Source organism: Trichococcus patagoniensis (assembly GCF_003051085.1).
GTDB classification, from domain to species: Bacteria; Bacillota; Bacilli; order Lactobacillales; family Aerococcaceae; genus Trichococcus; species Trichococcus patagoniensis.
On the sequence record NZ_QAOM01000016.1, the window covers coordinates 13,958 to 29,007 of the forward strand.

The following is a 15,050-nucleotide window of genomic DNA, read 5'->3' on the forward strand; positions in this document are numbered from 1 at the left end:
AGGAGGAATTAAAAATGACAAACGAAGAACTGGCACGAAAAATTATTCAAGAACTCGGCGGAGAAAATAACATTCAGAATTTAACACACTGTGCTACACGATTGCGTTTTAACCTGAAAGACAACAGTAAGGCAAACCTTGATAACATCTCCAATCTTGATGGTATTCTGAAAGCGCAGCTGCAAAATGGGCAGACGCAGATCATCATTGGCGCCAAAGTACAAAAAATTTACCAAGAAATCACCAAATTAGTGAATATAGACCAGACAGATGAAGTTTCTTCAGAAAAAAAGGGGAAGGTTGCTGAGGTCATCGAAGTAATTTCAGGTATCTTTAGCCCAGCAATTCCTATGATCATCGCTGGAGGTATGCTAAAAGCTGTTGTATCCTTGTTGGCGACCTACAACCTCATCAATCCACAATCTGCAGAAGTAGCTATCTTAAGCATGACCGGAGATATGGTATTCTACTTCTTACCCTTTTTCTTAGCACTAAGCGCCGCAAAAAAATTCAAGACGAACGAATTTATCGCGTTAGGCTTAGCTGCAGGTTACATGTATCCTACCATTTTGGATGCAGCCAATAAAATTGCAGAGACCGGCATTTCATCCCTAAGTTTCTTCGGCCTCCCGATTCTATTGGTAAATTACAAATCCACAGTGATTCCGATTATCTTATCAGTATGGTTGTTAAGTTACGTGAATAAAGCTGTTGAAAAAGTCATTCCTGACTTCTTGAAAATTATTTTCTCAGCCATGATTGTATTGTTGATTATGGTACCGACCCAATTGATAGTCATCGGGCCACTTGGTTCCTATATCGGAAAATATTTGGCCGAATTTATCCGTTGGTTCTATACGTTCGGTGGAATTTTTTCAGCTTTCGCCTTGGGTGGGACAAGATCACTGCTCACAATGTTGGGTATGCATTATGCGATTGGGCCTTTGCAGATTCAGGAGATTGCAGCAACCGGCGGGTCTTATATCTTGGTGAGTGCGTTGACAGCAAATATGTCCCAAGCTGGGGCTGCCTTGGGGGTTTTCTTAAGAAGCAAAGACAAATCTGTTAAGTCGTTGGCAGCAACTTCTTCCCTTTCTGCTTTCCTCGGCATTACAGAACCAGCTATGTTTGGTGTTAACTTAAGATATAAACGTCCATTTGCATTTGCGCTTTTGTCTTCGGCCATCGGGGCAGCGTTCTTATCCTTATTCAACACCCAAGCTACAGCTTATGTGCCACCAAGCCTATTAACACTACCAGTGTTCCGTGCAGATAACTTCCTCGTTCTTGTTATAGGAGTGGTAATTTCTGCTGGGTTGGCTTGTGTATTGACTTACCTATTCGGCATCCCTTCTGAGGAAATTTCAGGCAAACAGGTACAGCCTGTTCCTGAAACAACAGCTATCCCTACAGAGGAAACAACGATTGTGGACAGTCCACTCAGCGGAAAAGTTATTCCTTTATCCGAAGTAAATGATGAAGTATTCAGTCAATCATTAATCGGAATCGGTAACGCTATTATTCCTGTAGAAGGAAGAGTCATTGCACCATTTGACGGTGAAATTACAGTCTTCTTTGATTCTAAGCATGCACTCGGACTTATTTCTGAATCCGGTATTGAGCTGCTTATTCACGTCGGAATCGACACGGTTAACCTTGAAGGCAAATATTTCAAAAGCGATTTTAAACAGGGAGATCATTTCAAAAAAGGAGATATTCTTCTGCAATTTGACATTGATAAGATAAAGGAAGCAGGTTACGAAATCACTACACCTGTCGTAGTCACAAATATCCATTCATACAGTTCAGTAATATCCAGTTCTGAAGGCTCCATAAAAGAAGGGCAACCACTATTGGAACTTGATTTAAAATAATCGATTAGAAGGGGTGTATTATTTCAATGGAATACAAATTACCAAAAGATTTTTTATGGGGCGGCGCAATCGCAGCCTGCCAAGCAGAAGGCGCATACGATGAACGAGGCCGAGGGCTTTCGGTATCCGATGTAGCAATTTTCAGTACAGCTATAGATCGTAAAAATTTAGAAGCTCACAGAAGCATGACCACGGAAAAAATTACTGCAGCTATGAACTATAATGGAACTGATATTTATCCGAAACGTCATGGCATTGATTTTTTCAACAGGTATAAGGAAGATATTGCTCTGTGCGCTGAAATGGGGTTCAAGGTTTTCCGATTCTCAATAGCATGGAGCAGAGTATTTCCGACGGGAGAAGAAGCAGCAGCTTCGGAAGATTCCCTTGAATTCTATGATAATGTAATCAACGAAATCGTGAAGCAGGGCATGCAACCTTTAGTCACAATTTCTCATTTCGAAATGCCTCTTGCATTAGTAAATAAATATAATGGTTGGGCTGATCGCAGGCTGATTGATTATTATATTCGATTCGCTGAAACTTTATTTGTCAGATACGGGCAAAAAGTCAAATATTGGATTACTTTCAACGAAATAAACGCAGGACGTTTCTCTACTTTCAAGTCAACGGGTGTTGTTGAAGATAAGTCTGAAAATTTCCAACAAGATTGTTACCAAGCCGTCCATCACCAATTCATCGCAGCAGCGCTGGCCACAAAAATTTGCCATACGCACAATCCAGATAATCAAGTAGGCTGCATGATCGCTCGATTCACTACCTACCCAGCCACTAGCCATCCGGATGATGTGATGAAAATGCACATCGATGAACAATTGGATAATTATTTTTATACCGATGTTATGATTAAAGGGAAGTATCCAAGATATATGACGAGATATTTCCAGAAAGAAAATATTAATTTGGTTTTCGCCGACAACGATTTGGAAATCCTAAAGAATAATACCGCCGATTTCCTTGCGTTCAGCTACTACATGTCAATGGTTACAGCAGCACATCAAGGAGGGTTGGAAGAAACAGAATCCAACTTAAAGCGCTCCATAAAAAACCCATTTCTTGAATCTTCTGAATGGGGCTGGCAAATTGATCCTGTAGGATTGCGCTATTCATTGAACACGTTTTATGATCGTTACGAAATCCCGCTGTTCATTGTAGAGAACGGTTTAGGGGCGGAAGACATTTTAACTGAGGATAATAAGGTTCATGACACTTATCGAATTGATTATTTAAGTCGGCATATAGAACAAATGCTTGAGGCTGTTAAAGATGGTGTAGAAATTTTGGGATACACAACTTGGTCGTCAATAGATATTGTTTCTTCGGGAACTTCCGAAATGTCCAAAAGATACGGATTCATTTATGTGGATTTAGATGATTTCGGTAAGGGCAGCTTAAATAGATATAAAAAGGACAGTTATGATTGGTACAAAAATGTGATTGCAACAAACGCTGCTGAACTCGAGTACAACGATTAAAAACAAAAAGTCAAACAGGAGGTTATCTCAAATGAGGTAACCTCCTGTTTGATTTATTATTCATTAGTGTATGGTATTCTATGGATAAAAAAAGAAGCTGTTTAAGAAACTAGCGTGAAACATGCTAGTTCTGAACAGCTTCTTCGGGTTGTACAGCAACAATCTCTCCGAACAATCTCCCTAATTGATAGCGGGATACTTATCAGTTTTTCCGATCTCTTTCGCCGTAGATGACATCGATACAGAAAACACAGGGCTCATCATTGAGACGGCGGGAACCATAATAAACATTGCAGACATGAAAACCATCCTCGTACAGCTTCTGTAAGTTCAGACGGGACTTCGACATTTCTGGCTCTTGCTTCTGCGCGTCCTCTTTTTCCTTCGTAAGGAAATCGATCCGATCACGCAGATGCTGGTTCTCGATTTGAAGATTTGCGTTCTCTTCTATCAGGTCATCCATCTTCTCTTGAATCTCTTTAACATCTGCTCCCATCGATGAAATACGGCTTTCCACCCGATGGAACTGATCATACAAGGCACGTTTATCCATTTTATCCACTCGCATTTTCCATACATATTTTTCTATCTTATCCTGCAAAGCCATATTTCCTATAACTCTGAACTGGCAAATTCAACCGTCTTATTGTGCTCGAACAGACGCACCTTGATGACTTGACTGAGTACATTCAATTCCACAACTTTGCCCTTGCCCTCCGGCGTCATCACTTCCTGCCCGTAATCAGGCATCGCTTTTCTGAGGGAAACATACGTATCGTTCTCATAATTCAGGCAACACAGCAAACGTCCGCACAAACCGGATATTTTGGTAGGATTCAAGGACAAACCTTGGTCCTTCGCCATCTTGATCGAAACGGGCACAAAATCACCCAAGAAGGTCGAACAGCAGAGCGTCCTTCCGCAAGGTCCGATCCCGCCAAGAATCTTCGCCTCATCGCGGACACCGATTTGGTGCAATTCGATCCTCGTACGGAATATAGCCGCCAACTCGCGGACCAATTCCCGAAAATCGATTCGGCCTTCCGAACTGAAATGGAAAGTCAACCGACTGCGATCGAAAGTGTATTCCGCTTTGATCAGCTTCATATCCAATTTCAGCTTCTTCATTTTCGTCTTGCACACGGCAAAGGCTTCTTTCGCCTCCGCGCGATTCTTTTCATCCTGCTCGAGATCTTTTTCTGTCGCAACCCGGATGATGTTTTTATGCGAAAGGATGCCGCCTTCTTCATTGCTTTTTTTATCGACAATGACGACTTGGCCAATATCGACAGCATTCCCATTATTTATGATCAATTTTTCGCCCAATTTGTACTTTGTCTGGCCTGCTTCATAATAAGAGATGGGCCCGACAGGCATAAAACGAACACCAATTACGTTTTTCATTTTCTTTCTCCTCCAGAAGCTTTATCTATAGGCTATTCCCGAGCGCGATTTCTTCCAGTACCCCTTGGAGCTGAACATTTGCTTCCAGATGTTTCTTTCCATTGAGGATATTTTCCATATGCCGGGTGATTTCCTGAGGATGCAGTTTTTCTGCAATGCGCTCGTACTCTTTTCCGTGATTTTTGTTGACGATAGCTTGCTTATTGCTGTACTTGGTATACAGTAAATCACGGTAATAGAATAATAGCAAGTCCAAAAAGAAGTGCCCATCATTTTTGTCCTTCAGACCGTCCATCAGGTCGGTCTGCACAAACACAAATGCTTGGGGATTTTTATCGGTCATCAACTGGAACCACGCCCACGTCCGCTTCTTGGATTCGTGGAAGCTTTCCTCTTGGTTCAGCAACAAGGCTGCTTCTTGGTTATTGGTGATGGCCGCCAACAACGCCGCATTTTCATGCTGTATCCCTTGCGCCTCCAAGGTTTCTCCTAACGCTTGCTTGTTTACGACCTGGAAATGGACGATTTGGCAACGCGAGCGGATGGTTGGCAGAATGTTCTCCTTAGCCGTGGTCATCAGAATCAGGTACGTATCGTTCTGCGGCTCCTCCAAGAACGTCAGCAGACTGTTCGAAGCACTGACCGTCATTTTTTCGGCGTCATAAATCAGATAGACCTTGCGGCTGCCTTCCATCCCGCTTTTGGAAAGCTCTGCCTTCAATTCACGGACTTGGTTGACTTTGATGGTATTGCCATCCGGGCTGATTTCCGTCACATCGGGAAATTCTCCTGCCGCAACCCGAAGGCAATGATTGCAGTGCCCGCAAGGCTGATCATCCTGCAACTCCTCGCAAAATAGCATCTGAGCTATCCAACGCGCCAATTCTTCTTTCCCGGTTCCCCGCGCTCCTTCAAACAAGTAGGCGTGGACCAGTCGTTTTTCCTGAATCGTTCGTTGGAACCTTTCGAGCAGTTCCGGCTGTTGCCTCATCAAAAGCTGTGTCACACCATCCATCCTTTCCTTCGTCATCAGAATCTGTAAAAACTATCTACCGGTAAAACAAACACGGTCGCTCCGCCTACATGCACTTCCATCGGATAGGCGATTGCATTGTCCAAGGGCACATCCATGCTTACTGGAGTCGCTACAAATTGCTCACGCGCCTCACAGTTGGTTTTGATGATGCGCAACACTTCATCGACCCGTTCGTCTTCCACACCGATCATGAAAGTGGTATTGCCGGCGCGCAGAAAACCACCTGTAGAAGGCAATTTCGTAGCGCGGACATTCGCTTCCACCAACTCATCGGACAGGATAGCACTGTCTTTATCTTGAATTATAGCCATAATTAATTTCATAACAAATCCCTCTTTTCTATATATTAAAAAGGTCGATCAGTAATGATTGAAAACTAATCTTGCTCTAAAAATAGCTTGGATATCTGTTTTTGATGATGTGATAGCAAGCTTCTGCTACAGCTTCACGGCTCATCGTCCCATCGACGACCACTATCCGTTCCGGATTAGCCTTCGCCAATTGCTGATAACCAGCTCGGACTTTTTCATGGAAAGCGAGCTTTTCTTGGTCCAAACGATTGTATTCCCGTTCGTCCAGATTCGCATGGATCCTTTGAATGCCCACTTCGGCCGGGACATCGATGTACAACGTCACATCCGGTTCGAGACCTTCTGTTGCGAATTGGTTGATTTCACGGATACCCTCTTCACCGATGCCTCTTGCGTAACCTTGATAAGCGATTGAACTATCTACAAAACGATCACAAAAAATGACGTCTCCACTTTCCAAAACGGGCAACACCTTTTCGATCAGATGCTGGCGGCGACTTGCCGCATACAATAAAGCTTCTGTCCTAGAATCCATGTCCGTATGCGAAGGATCCAGTATCAACGAGCGGATCTTTTCCGCGATTGGGCTTCCACCCGGTTCTCTCGTCGCTACCACTTTACGGTTCATCTCTTGTTGCAGACGCGGCACTACTTGCTGCAACGCGGTTGTCTTCCCTGAGCCATCCGGCCCTTCGATTGTGATGAAAATCCCTCTCACTTTGCACACTCCTACGATTCTAATACTTCCATTATACGCTAAATGAAAGTTTTTTTATACAGACGAATCCGATATAGCCTTGTCAATTTTGCAACAAATAATTGTCTTTGTCGGCTTTTTCCGAAAACTGAACCCTGAAAATGTGTCCGGGTCCATGTATGTCTCTGCTAGGCATATCCTGTCAGGCCGAAAAGATGAATAAATGTTGGTTATCCATCTTTTCGACCGACATTCCGATCCAAAACATGGATTCTTCCGACTTATCCATCTTTTCCATAAATCAATCTCCGCCTGCACTAAAAAAGGACAGCATCGTTGCATACGGGCTGCCCTCCTATTAATCCTATGCGTGCCTCATCTGCGTTTCGTAAAGCATCGTATAGATGCCGCCTTTTTTGACGAGCGTTTCGTGGTCCCCTCGCTCAACTACCTTACCTTTTTCCAGCACCAAGATTTCATCAGCCGACAGGATCGTCGAAAGCCGATGGGCGATGATCAGGCTCGTGCTTTTGGCGAGAATCGGCTCAATCGCTTCCTGGATGGCATGCTCGGAGATAGAGTCCAAGGAGGAAGTGGCTTCGTCGAAGATGATCAGCCCCGGTTTCCGGAGGATGATCCGGGCAATCGAAAGCCGCTGCTTTTCGCCGCCGGAAAGTTTCATCCCCCGGTTGCCCACAACGGTGTCGTAGCCTTTCGGCAGCCCGCTGATGAACGCGTGGATATTGGCTTCGCGGCAAGCTTTCTCGATTTCGGACTGCGTGGCATCGGGCTTGGCGTAGAGCAGATTCTCTTTGATCGTACCGTTGAACAAATACGTGTCCTGCGTCACCACGCCGATGTGCTGGCGCAGATAGGCCAAATCGAGTTTGCGGATATCGACTCCGTCCAACAAAACCCTGCCGCCGGTCACATCATAGAGGCGCGGAATCAGGTTGATGATGGTCGACTTGCCCGCTCCCGAAGGCCCGACGATGGCGACGGATGAGCCCGGCTTCAGTTCGAAGTTGACATTATTCAAGATCGGCTGTTCCGGATCATAGTGGAAGGAAACAGCGTCAAAAACCAACTCGCCTGTAAACGTCTCAGGCTTGAGCGCCTCCGGATCGTTGTCGATTTCCACAGGCAGATCGAAGTATTCAAAAATGCGATCGAAAAGCGCCATCGAGCGAATCACATCCACCTGGATATTCAACAAGGAATTGACTGGCCCGTACATCCTGCCCAGGAGCGCCACCATGACGGTGATGTCCCCGATGGTCAGGTCGGTGTTGCCGTATTCGATGATGAGGATCCCGCCGACCAGATAGATCAGCATCGGGCCGATGCTCGTGAAGATGTTGATCACGACCCGGAACCACTTGCCCGCCATGCTTTCCTTGATGTTCAAGCGAATCATCTGTTTGTTGGCTTCCTGATAGCGATCGAACTCGTAGTTTTCCGTGACGAAAAGCTTCGAAAGCAATTGGCCGCTGACGCTGAGGGTCTCATTCAGGATTTGGTTGATGTCGTCATTGTGCTTCCGCGACTCAAGCGTGATCTCCCAACGCCTTTTGCCGACACGCTTGGTCGGCAGGATGAACAGAGGCACCACAACGATGCCGATCGTCGCCAGCAAAGGACTTTTTGTATACATCGTGACGAGCGCAACCGTCAACGTAGCGAAATTCTGCAGAATGTTCGTCCACGTGCCCGTCAGAACGCTCTGAACGCCGCCGATATCGCTGGTCATGCGGGTGATGATGTCGCCCTGCTTGCTGGTCGTGAAGAAGCGGTGCGACATCCGCTGCAGATGGCTGTACATCTTGTTGCGCATGTCATAGGTGATGTTTTCCGCCATCCAGACATTGACATAACTCTCCACGACGCTGATCAAATTGGAAATGATCAACACCCCGAACGAAAGCCCAATCAGACGGATCAGCACTGGCAGGTCTTGCTGCAACAGACCTTCATCGATGATGCGGCCCGTTAGGATCGTCGGAAACACGCCGAATACCGAAGAGATGATGATCGCCAGCACGGAAACGATGAGCTGTTTCCAATACGGCACGAGATAGCTGAACATCCGCTTCAATAACGGCGCCGTTATTTTGGGGCTGTTCTGTTTCTCCTCCTCCGTCAAGAAGCCGCCGCGGCCCCCTTTGAACCCGTTGCCGCCCATTAGGACTCACCTGCTTTGTTTCTGAAGTCCTCCACGGATTTTGTCAGTTTTTCACAGAGCGCAACGAATTGCTCCTGCTCCTCAAGCGTCAAACTTTGATTGATGTGCTCCCGTTCCGTTTGGCGCACCGCCTTCATTTTTTTCAATAAAACATACCCCTTTTCCTGGATAAAAATCCTGTTTCTGCGCTGATCGGCCGGGTCAGGCTGGCGCGTCAAAATCCCGTCCGCCTCAAGCCGGTTCAGCATCTCCGACAAGGAAGCCGGCCGGATCCCCATCCGGTCCGCCAATTCCCGCGCGCTCATCCCATCATTCTCTTGCAATAGCCGCAACAGCCGTCCGGCGCCGCGCGATTCGTGCTTGGCTGGATTCTCTTTGCGCCTTAACGTGCGCATCAGCTTCATCGCGCTGCTGATGACATCTTCATTATGCTCTTTCATGATGATTCCTCCTCCAGATGATTAGGTACCTATCTATCTTGCCTATTATACTAGGTACCTAACTAAAATGCAAAAGAAAAGAATGCGCCCGGGACAGTTTGTCCACGACCGCATTCTTTTGCATTACATTTAATTCTTTTCAATTACTGTTCAGCTGCTGCTTTCTTTGCATCTCTGCGGTCTGCCAATTCCGTTTGAATTTCCGCCATGCGTTTGTCATCCAATTCGTAGAATTTCATCGCAATCAGAGAAGCTACCCAACCCAAGATCATCATGCCTACGAACAGGAACATCGTTACCCAGAAAATAGCTGTGCTTGGCGGTGTATCCACAGAAGGGAACACTTCTTTGAAGCCGATGTATGCCAACAGTATGCCGATGACTGTTTGCCCAAGAGAAGAAATCATTTTATCAACGAAGGAGAAGATGGTCCCCATAACACCTGGAGCATAAAGGTCGTTTTTGTATACTTCATAGTCCGTGATGTCCGGAATCATCGGGATAACGATTCCTCCTGAAACATTTCTAACTCCTGTCGCCAAAATGTATAGGCTTATGAATGCGATGGACATAGCGTTCATATCCGTCATGCGGATTTGGGTAGGATCACCCAACCAAAGCAACAGGAACATTGCGGTATAGAGGGCGATACACATCCAAGTGGAAACAACGAGCGCTTTTTTGGAGCCAAATTTACGGGCATAACGCGTTCCGATTTGGATCAGGATCAGAACCGGGATCATCGTGATGGCTGAAATGGAACCAAAGACACCAAAATCACCGATGACGATGCCGAACAGCATGACCATTACGATGGAGTTACTGGAAACGGTCGCTGCCAATTTATCGGTTGAAGCTGCTACGATAAGCATCTGCAACGGACGGTTGCCTTTGATGATGTTGAACATATCTTTTAACTTGATTTGTTGTTGGACGCCGCCTGTACCAAAGTTTTCGGTTCTGTCTTTTTCCCATAATCCGATTACAGCAAGTGCCGTCATAATTCCGGCAATGATGACCACGGTGATCACAAATTCATGGAAGAAAGATTCTGTGAAGCCGCCATGTTTCGGCACCATGTAATTCGATACATACACTGCAGCACCCGCAAACAAAAGCGAAGTATAGGACATGTCGAATGTCGAGAACAACGGGCGTTGCTGCGGGTCATTCGTCAAAACCGTTTGACCGGCTTTTGTACAGGCCGTTTGGAAAGTATAGCCGACGATATAGACCAGATATAGGAGAATGAAGTAGATCAGACGCAGATTTTGAGGAACCAAGTGCGTCGTGAAGAACATCAATAACGTAATGATCGTCATTACCACCCAACCCAAAATCATGAACGGTCTGAATTTACCAAATTTACCGTCCGTCTTATCGATCCAGAGTCCGATGATTGGATCCGTGACGCCATCCCAGATACGGCTCATCGTAATCAGGGTAGATACGATGACGGTACCCAAGCCGACAACACCGGTTGCATAATAGGATACGAACATCATTAAATATAGGAATATGTTTGTTGCACTGTTATTCAATGCAAAAGCACCTATTTGCCATGTTTTTGCGCGTCTGTAGCGAGATTCTTTTGGTATTTCCACTTTTTTTACTGTAGTTTCCAATATGAATACCTCCAATTTTTTATTTCTTGTAACTGCAAACCCTTCAAATAAAAACGTTTACAAATTGCCGTATGACAGGCACACCGGTCACATTGGCCTCCCCCACACACAACCTTCCCCTAAATCAAAAGTACCCTGAGTTTTACGGAACAGAATATAATTACTAACAAGCGATACAACGTATCATAATGTAAAACTCAGAGCCGATATACAACATAATATATTAAAAGCGCTCCCAAAACAATACAACGCTTTCATTTTTTTGAATATTATTTTTAGTGTTCAAATTTCCGTAATATTCCATTGACCGTAAGCGTTTTGGTCGTAATTTTCTTGATTGTAAGTGCGCTGGCGAGTATTAAATCCAACGTGTGCTGACAATTACTCGCGGCCTGATTTATGCCGTCGCCCTTTTTCTCTACAAAACGACAAAAGAACCAGGCCGCTGTTGGCCTGGTTCTTTCTTAGTCTGAATGGAAAATGTCTTCTGCGCGGTTCGTACGCTTGCGCCAACGGAATTGCTTGGCTTTTTTCGGTGCGGAAATATCCGCTTGGATCTGTCTTTCTTTGGCTTCACGCAGCAGGAACAGATATTTCGCTTCTGCTATCTTCTCGAAGATGCGCAACTCTTCCGGCAAATCATAGGCATTCTGCTGCAGTTGGGCCAAGGTGGTGTAATGTTGATGGACATCGCTGATCAAGTCGATCAACTTTTCGTCGTATTTCTGCTTTAAGTGTCCCTGCTTCTTGCTTGCGCTGTTCAAATGGAATGCCATTTTGTTTTCCGTTCCCCCCGTTGTTCCTGCCCTTGTTACAGTTCTCGGCGTCCATCGATTGCACGGAAGAGGGTCATCTCATCCGCGTATTCGATGTCGCTGCCGACCGCCAGCCCGTAAGCCAGACGCGTCACCTTGATGCCCGCCGGCTTGATCAGGCGCGAAAGGTACATGGCCGTCGCTTCCCCTTCGGCTGTCGCATTCGTCGCGATGATGATTTCTTTGACGGTCTCATCCTGCAGCCGTTTGATCAGACTGGCAATGTTCAGATCTTCCGGTCCGGTCCCTTCCATCGGCGAAAGGACGCCATTCAACACATGGTACAACCCGTGGTATTCCCGGATTTTCTCCATCGACATGATGTCACGGGGATTTTCGACCACCAGGATAATGGACAAGTCCCGCGTATTGTCCGAACAGATGTTGCATGGATCTGATTCGGTAATATTACCGCAGATGGCGCACTGGTGTAAATCCCTTTTGGAACGGATCAACGCGTCCGCGAACGCCAACACAGCCTCTTCGTCCATATCCAGACAGAAAAAGGCCAACCGGGCTGCCGTCTTTTGCCCGATGCCCGGCAATTTCATGAAACTCTCGATTAATTTCGCTATGGGTTCTGGGTATTGCATTTAGTAAATCCCCTTTTCTTCTCTCAAAAGAAAGGAGGCTGGGACTAAAGTCAACACTGCTCGACTTGTCTCACCCTCGCTCCCCTCATTCATTTCGGTTATTGCCTGCAGCCTGGCTTAGAAGCCCGGAATCGCACTGGCAAACTTGCCCAACTTCGCTTTCGTCGCCTCATCGATCTTGCTGAGCACGTCATTTGTCGCCATCAGGATCAGATCCTGCAGCATTTCCACATCTTCCGGGTCGACCGCTTCAGGTGCGATGACAACATCGGTCACCTTCTTGTTGCCGGTCATCGTGATTTTGACCAAATCATTGGAAGCCGCACCGACAAACTCCGTTATATTGAGTTCTGCTTGTGTCTGCTCCATTTCTTTCTGCATTTTTTGCATTTGTTTCATCATGCCTTGCATATTTCCCATTCCGCCTCGCATTAAATGACTCCCTCTCTGTTTGTGTATTTTATTTTATTATTTATTTTCATTGCTTGTTTGCTTCCGTCAGTCATTGACGACGGTCACGACTTCATCCCCGAAAAGGCTCAGCGCCTGATCGATGACTTCCTGTTCCTTTTGTTCCTCGATCACAATCGGATCGGTCTCGACCGAAAAATCATCGGCGAAATTCCCGGGGTGATAGTCGCCGCGGTAGCCGTCTTCCATTTCCGGCATCGGCGGTTCCGGCGGCAGATCCAGATCGACAGGCTTATCCGCATCGACAGTTACCGGAGCCGGCTGTTTAGACGCAGTAGGTGTTGGTGCCGCCTGCTTTGGCGCGGCTTTTTTCGGTTCACCAACGGATTCAGCAGCCGGGCTGTCGTTCCGGTTCTGGATGTAGTTGCGTCGTACCAAAGTCCATTGCTCTTCCGTCAAGCACACCAATTCGCCGGGGCGCTGCAGCATCCGCTGCGTTGCCGCATCCACAGCCGCCTGCAGTTCAGCATCTTCCGTCGCTTTTTGGCAAAGGATATCATACTGGAACGACAGGATAAAACTGGTCGGACTAGCCGCCACCGGATTGGCTTGCTTCAGCACGGCACGCTGAGTGACCGAGAGCACGTCCAGGATATCCGTCCAGAAATCACGGACGCGGGCAAGATCCTGCTTCGTCGCCTCGCCCAAAATCTGGTAAGTCCGCCCCATGTTGGGTTTGAATCCGACTGACGTGTTCGATGGACGGGTGGTTTCTTTTTTGGCCGGTGCCGCTTTGGCCCCTTCCTGAGAAACGGCAATATTCCCCGAAGCAATCAGTTCCTGCAGCTTCGCGAGTTCCTTTTTGACGAGCTCCAATTCGTGCGCCAGCCTCTGGATCTCTCCGTTCGGTGCCGCTTGTGCGCTTGGGGCTGCCGCCGGTGCATGCGCCTTGGATTGGGACAGCTTCACCGCCAACACTTCCAGATAGATGTCCGGTTGCGTCGAGAAGCGCATTTCCCCTTGGGTCTCGTTGAAGGCTTCAATCATCTCGTAGAGGAACGTTGCCGGCGCCTCCTGCGAGAAAGTCTGGAAGGCTTCGCTGTATTGTTGCGTATTATCCGCAAAGGCCTTGCCTTTCGTCTGTTGATAGACCAGCACATCCCGCGCAAACAGGATCATCTCCTCAAGGAAACGGCCGGCCTCTTTGCCGGCACTCAGAATTTCCTGCAACAGTTGCAGCGCCGATTCCGTCTCTTCGTGCAGCAACGCGCTCGAGAAGGAAATCATCATTTCCTCCGTCAGACTGCCGGACACTTTCACCGCATTTTCGAAAGTGACCGCATCCGAACCATAGGAAATGATCTGATCGAGCAGGCTGAGCGCATCCCGCATCCCGCCGTTCGCGGAGCGCGCGATGATATGCAGCGCCTGCTCATCATAGCCGATCTTCTCCTCCTGCAGGATATAGGCCATCCGGTTGATGATGTCCTGATAGGAAATCCGTTTGAAGTCGAATCGTTGCGTCCTGGAAATGATCGTCAACGGAATCTTGTGCGGCTCCGTCGTCGCCAAAATGAAGATGACATTTTCCGGCGGTTCCTCCAGCGTCTTCAGGAGCGCGTTGAAGGCTCCGGTCGAGAGCATGTGCACCTCATCGATGATATATACTTTGTAGTCGGCTTGGGTCGGCGCATACCGCGCTTTGTCGCGGATATCCCGGATTTCCTCCACGCCGTTGTTGCTGGCGGCATCGATTTCGATAACATCGTTCAAGCGTCCCTCGGTGATGGCCCGGCACGTTTCACATTCGTTGCATGGTTCCCCATCGACGCGATGATGACAGTTGATGGCTTTCGCAAAAATCTTGGCTGCACTCGTCTTACCCGTTCCGCGCGGCCCGGTAAAAAGGTAAGCATGGCTCGTTTTCCCCTGTATTAAGGCATTCTTCAGCGTCTGCGTGACCGCTTCCTGGCCTGCGATGTCTCCGAACCGCTGCGGGCGCCAAACCCGATATAGTGCTTGATAGCTCATCCGTTTCCCTCTTTCACTTTTGCTTCGTCCATCTATTATAAGGGAAAAACAGTAAAATAGAAAGGCATCGCTCTATGGCTTTCCTGTGTAATTTACGGTTGGATTTTACTTAGTTTGGAGGGTATTCAACTCAGA

At 47.1% G+C, this 15,050-nt stretch carries 14 protein-coding genes; 2 read left to right on the forward strand and 12 right to left on the reverse strand.

Annotated features, from left to right (window positions below):
* Positions 1–14: 14 nt before the first annotated feature.
* A complete protein-coding gene (locus tag C8U37_RS10920) occupies positions 15–1,874 on the forward strand; it encodes a beta-glucoside-specific PTS transporter subunit IIABC (protein ID WP_108033267.1) in 1,860 nt (619 codons plus the stop codon).
* Between the two features lie 26 nt (positions 1,875–1,900).
* On the forward strand, positions 1,901–3,370 hold the full coding sequence (locus C8U37_RS10925; protein WP_108033268.1) for a glycoside hydrolase family 1 protein: 1,470 nt from the start codon (positions 1,901–1,903) through the stop codon (positions 3,368–3,370).
* A gap of 202 nt (positions 3,371–3,572) precedes the next feature.
* Here C8U37_RS10925 and C8U37_RS10930 read toward each other — a convergent pair whose 3' ends face one another.
* The 12 genes from C8U37_RS10930 to dnaX form a co-directional block, all read right to left on the reverse strand.
* On the reverse strand, positions 3,573–3,923 hold the full coding sequence (locus tag C8U37_RS10930; RefSeq protein WP_068562380.1) for a DNA replication initiation control protein YabA: 351 nt from the start codon (positions 3,921–3,923) through the stop codon (positions 3,573–3,575).
* A 59-nt stretch (positions 3,924–3,982) separates the two neighbouring features.
* Entirely contained in the window at positions 3,983–4,774 is a 792-nt protein-coding gene (locus C8U37_RS10935; RefSeq protein WP_108033269.1) for a PSP1 domain-containing protein, read from the reverse strand.
* Positions 4,775–4,799: 25 nt separating this feature from the next.
* Positions 4,800–5,789 carry a DNA polymerase III subunit delta' gene (gene holB / locus C8U37_RS10940; protein WP_170100266.1) on the reverse strand — a complete coding sequence of 330 codons (990 nt, stop codon included), beginning with the start codon at positions 5,787–5,789 and terminating at the stop codon, positions 4,800–4,802.
* 14 nt (positions 5,790–5,803) lie between these two features.
* Positions 5,804–6,133 (reverse strand): cyclic-di-AMP receptor, encoded by a 330-nt coding sequence (locus C8U37_RS10945; RefSeq protein WP_108033271.1) that lies wholly within the window; start codon positions 6,131–6,133, stop codon positions 5,804–5,806.
* Positions 6,134–6,197: 64 nt separating this feature from the next.
* A complete protein-coding gene (gene tmk, locus C8U37_RS10950; protein WP_108033272.1) occupies positions 6,198–6,839 on the reverse strand; it encodes a dTMP kinase in 642 nt (213 codons plus the stop codon).
* 343 nt (positions 6,840–7,182) lie between these two features.
* Positions 7,183–9,000, reverse strand: coding sequence for an ABC transporter ATP-binding protein (locus C8U37_RS10955; RefSeq protein ID WP_108033273.1), 1,818 nt, complete (start codon positions 8,998–9,000; stop codon positions 7,183–7,185).
* On the reverse strand, positions 9,000–9,440 hold the full coding sequence (locus tag C8U37_RS10960; protein WP_108033274.1) for a MarR family winged helix-turn-helix transcriptional regulator: 441 nt from the start codon (positions 9,438–9,440) through the stop codon (positions 9,000–9,002). Before C8U37_RS10960 ends, C8U37_RS10955 begins: the two co-directional genes overlap by 1 nt.
* 143 nt (positions 9,441–9,583) lie before the next feature.
* On the reverse strand, positions 9,584–11,065 hold the full coding sequence (locus C8U37_RS10965; protein ID WP_211306198.1) for an MFS transporter: 1,482 nt from the start codon (positions 11,063–11,065) through the stop codon (positions 9,584–9,586).
* Between the two features lie 464 nt (positions 11,066–11,529).
* Positions 11,530–11,841: a YaaL family protein gene (locus C8U37_RS10970; protein ID WP_108033275.1), complete on the reverse strand. Its 312-nt coding sequence runs from the start codon at positions 11,839–11,841 to the stop codon at positions 11,530–11,532.
* A gap of 35 nt (positions 11,842–11,876) precedes the next feature.
* Entirely contained in the window at positions 11,877–12,473 is a 597-nt protein-coding gene (recR, locus tag C8U37_RS10975; RefSeq protein WP_106450961.1) for a recombination mediator RecR, read from the reverse strand.
* Positions 12,474–12,590: 117 nt separating this feature from the next.
* Positions 12,591–12,905 carry a YbaB/EbfC family nucleoid-associated protein gene (locus C8U37_RS10980; RefSeq protein ID WP_086986555.1) on the reverse strand — a complete coding sequence of 105 codons (315 nt, stop codon included), beginning with the start codon at positions 12,903–12,905 and terminating at the stop codon, positions 12,591–12,593.
* A 66-nt stretch (positions 12,906–12,971) separates the two neighbouring features.
* The gene (dnaX, locus tag C8U37_RS10985) at positions 12,972–14,915 is read right to left on the reverse strand and encodes a DNA polymerase III subunit gamma/tau (RefSeq protein WP_108033276.1); all 1,944 of its coding nucleotides are present in this window, start codon (positions 14,913–14,915) and stop codon (positions 12,972–12,974) included.
* Between the last annotated feature and the right edge of the window lie 135 nt (positions 14,916–15,050).

What these genes read in the sequence shown, in the direction of transcription:
- C8U37_RS10955 (WP_108033273.1), bottom strand. Translation starts at nt 9,000, where the DNA reads ATGGGCGGCAACGGGTTCAAAGGGGGCCGCGGCGGCTTCTTGACGGAG.
- C8U37_RS10935 (WP_108033269.1), bottom strand. Translation starts at nt 4,774, where the DNA reads ATGAAAAACGTAATTGGTGTTCGTTTTATGCCTGTCGGGCCCATCTCT.
- C8U37_RS10920 (WP_108033267.1), top strand. Translation starts at nt 15, where the DNA reads ATGACAAACGAAGAACTGGCACGAAAAATTATTCAAGAACTCGGCGGA.
- C8U37_RS10970 (WP_108033275.1), bottom strand. Translation starts at nt 11,841, where the DNA reads ATGGCATTCCATTTGAACAGCGCAAGCAAGAAGCAGGGACACTTAAAG.
- C8U37_RS10945 (WP_108033271.1), bottom strand. Translation starts at nt 6,133, where the DNA reads ATGAAATTAATTATGGCTATAATTCAAGATAAAGACAGTGCTATCCTG.
- C8U37_RS10960 (WP_108033274.1), bottom strand. Translation starts at nt 9,440, where the DNA reads ATGAAAGAGCATAATGAAGATGTCATCAGCAGCGCGATGAAGCTGATG.
- C8U37_RS10925 (WP_108033268.1), top strand. Translation starts at nt 1,901, where the DNA reads ATGGAATACAAATTACCAAAAGATTTTTTATGGGGCGGCGCAATCGCA.
- C8U37_RS10980 (WP_086986555.1), bottom strand. Translation starts at nt 12,905, where the DNA reads ATGCGAGGCGGAATGGGAAATATGCAAGGCATGATGAAACAAATGCAA.
- dnaX (WP_108033276.1), bottom strand. Translation starts at nt 14,915, where the DNA reads ATGAGCTATCAAGCACTATATCGGGTTTGGCGCCCGCAGCGGTTCGGA.
- holB (WP_170100266.1), bottom strand. Translation starts at nt 5,789, where the DNA reads ATGGATGGTGTGACACAGCTTTTGATGAGGCAACAGCCGGAACTGCTC.
- recR (WP_106450961.1), bottom strand. Translation starts at nt 12,473, where the DNA reads ATGCAATACCCAGAACCCATAGCGAAATTAATCGAGAGTTTCATGAAA.
- C8U37_RS10930 (WP_068562380.1), bottom strand. Translation starts at nt 3,923, where the DNA reads ATGGATAAACGTGCCTTGTATGATCAGTTCCATCGGGTGGAAAGCCGT.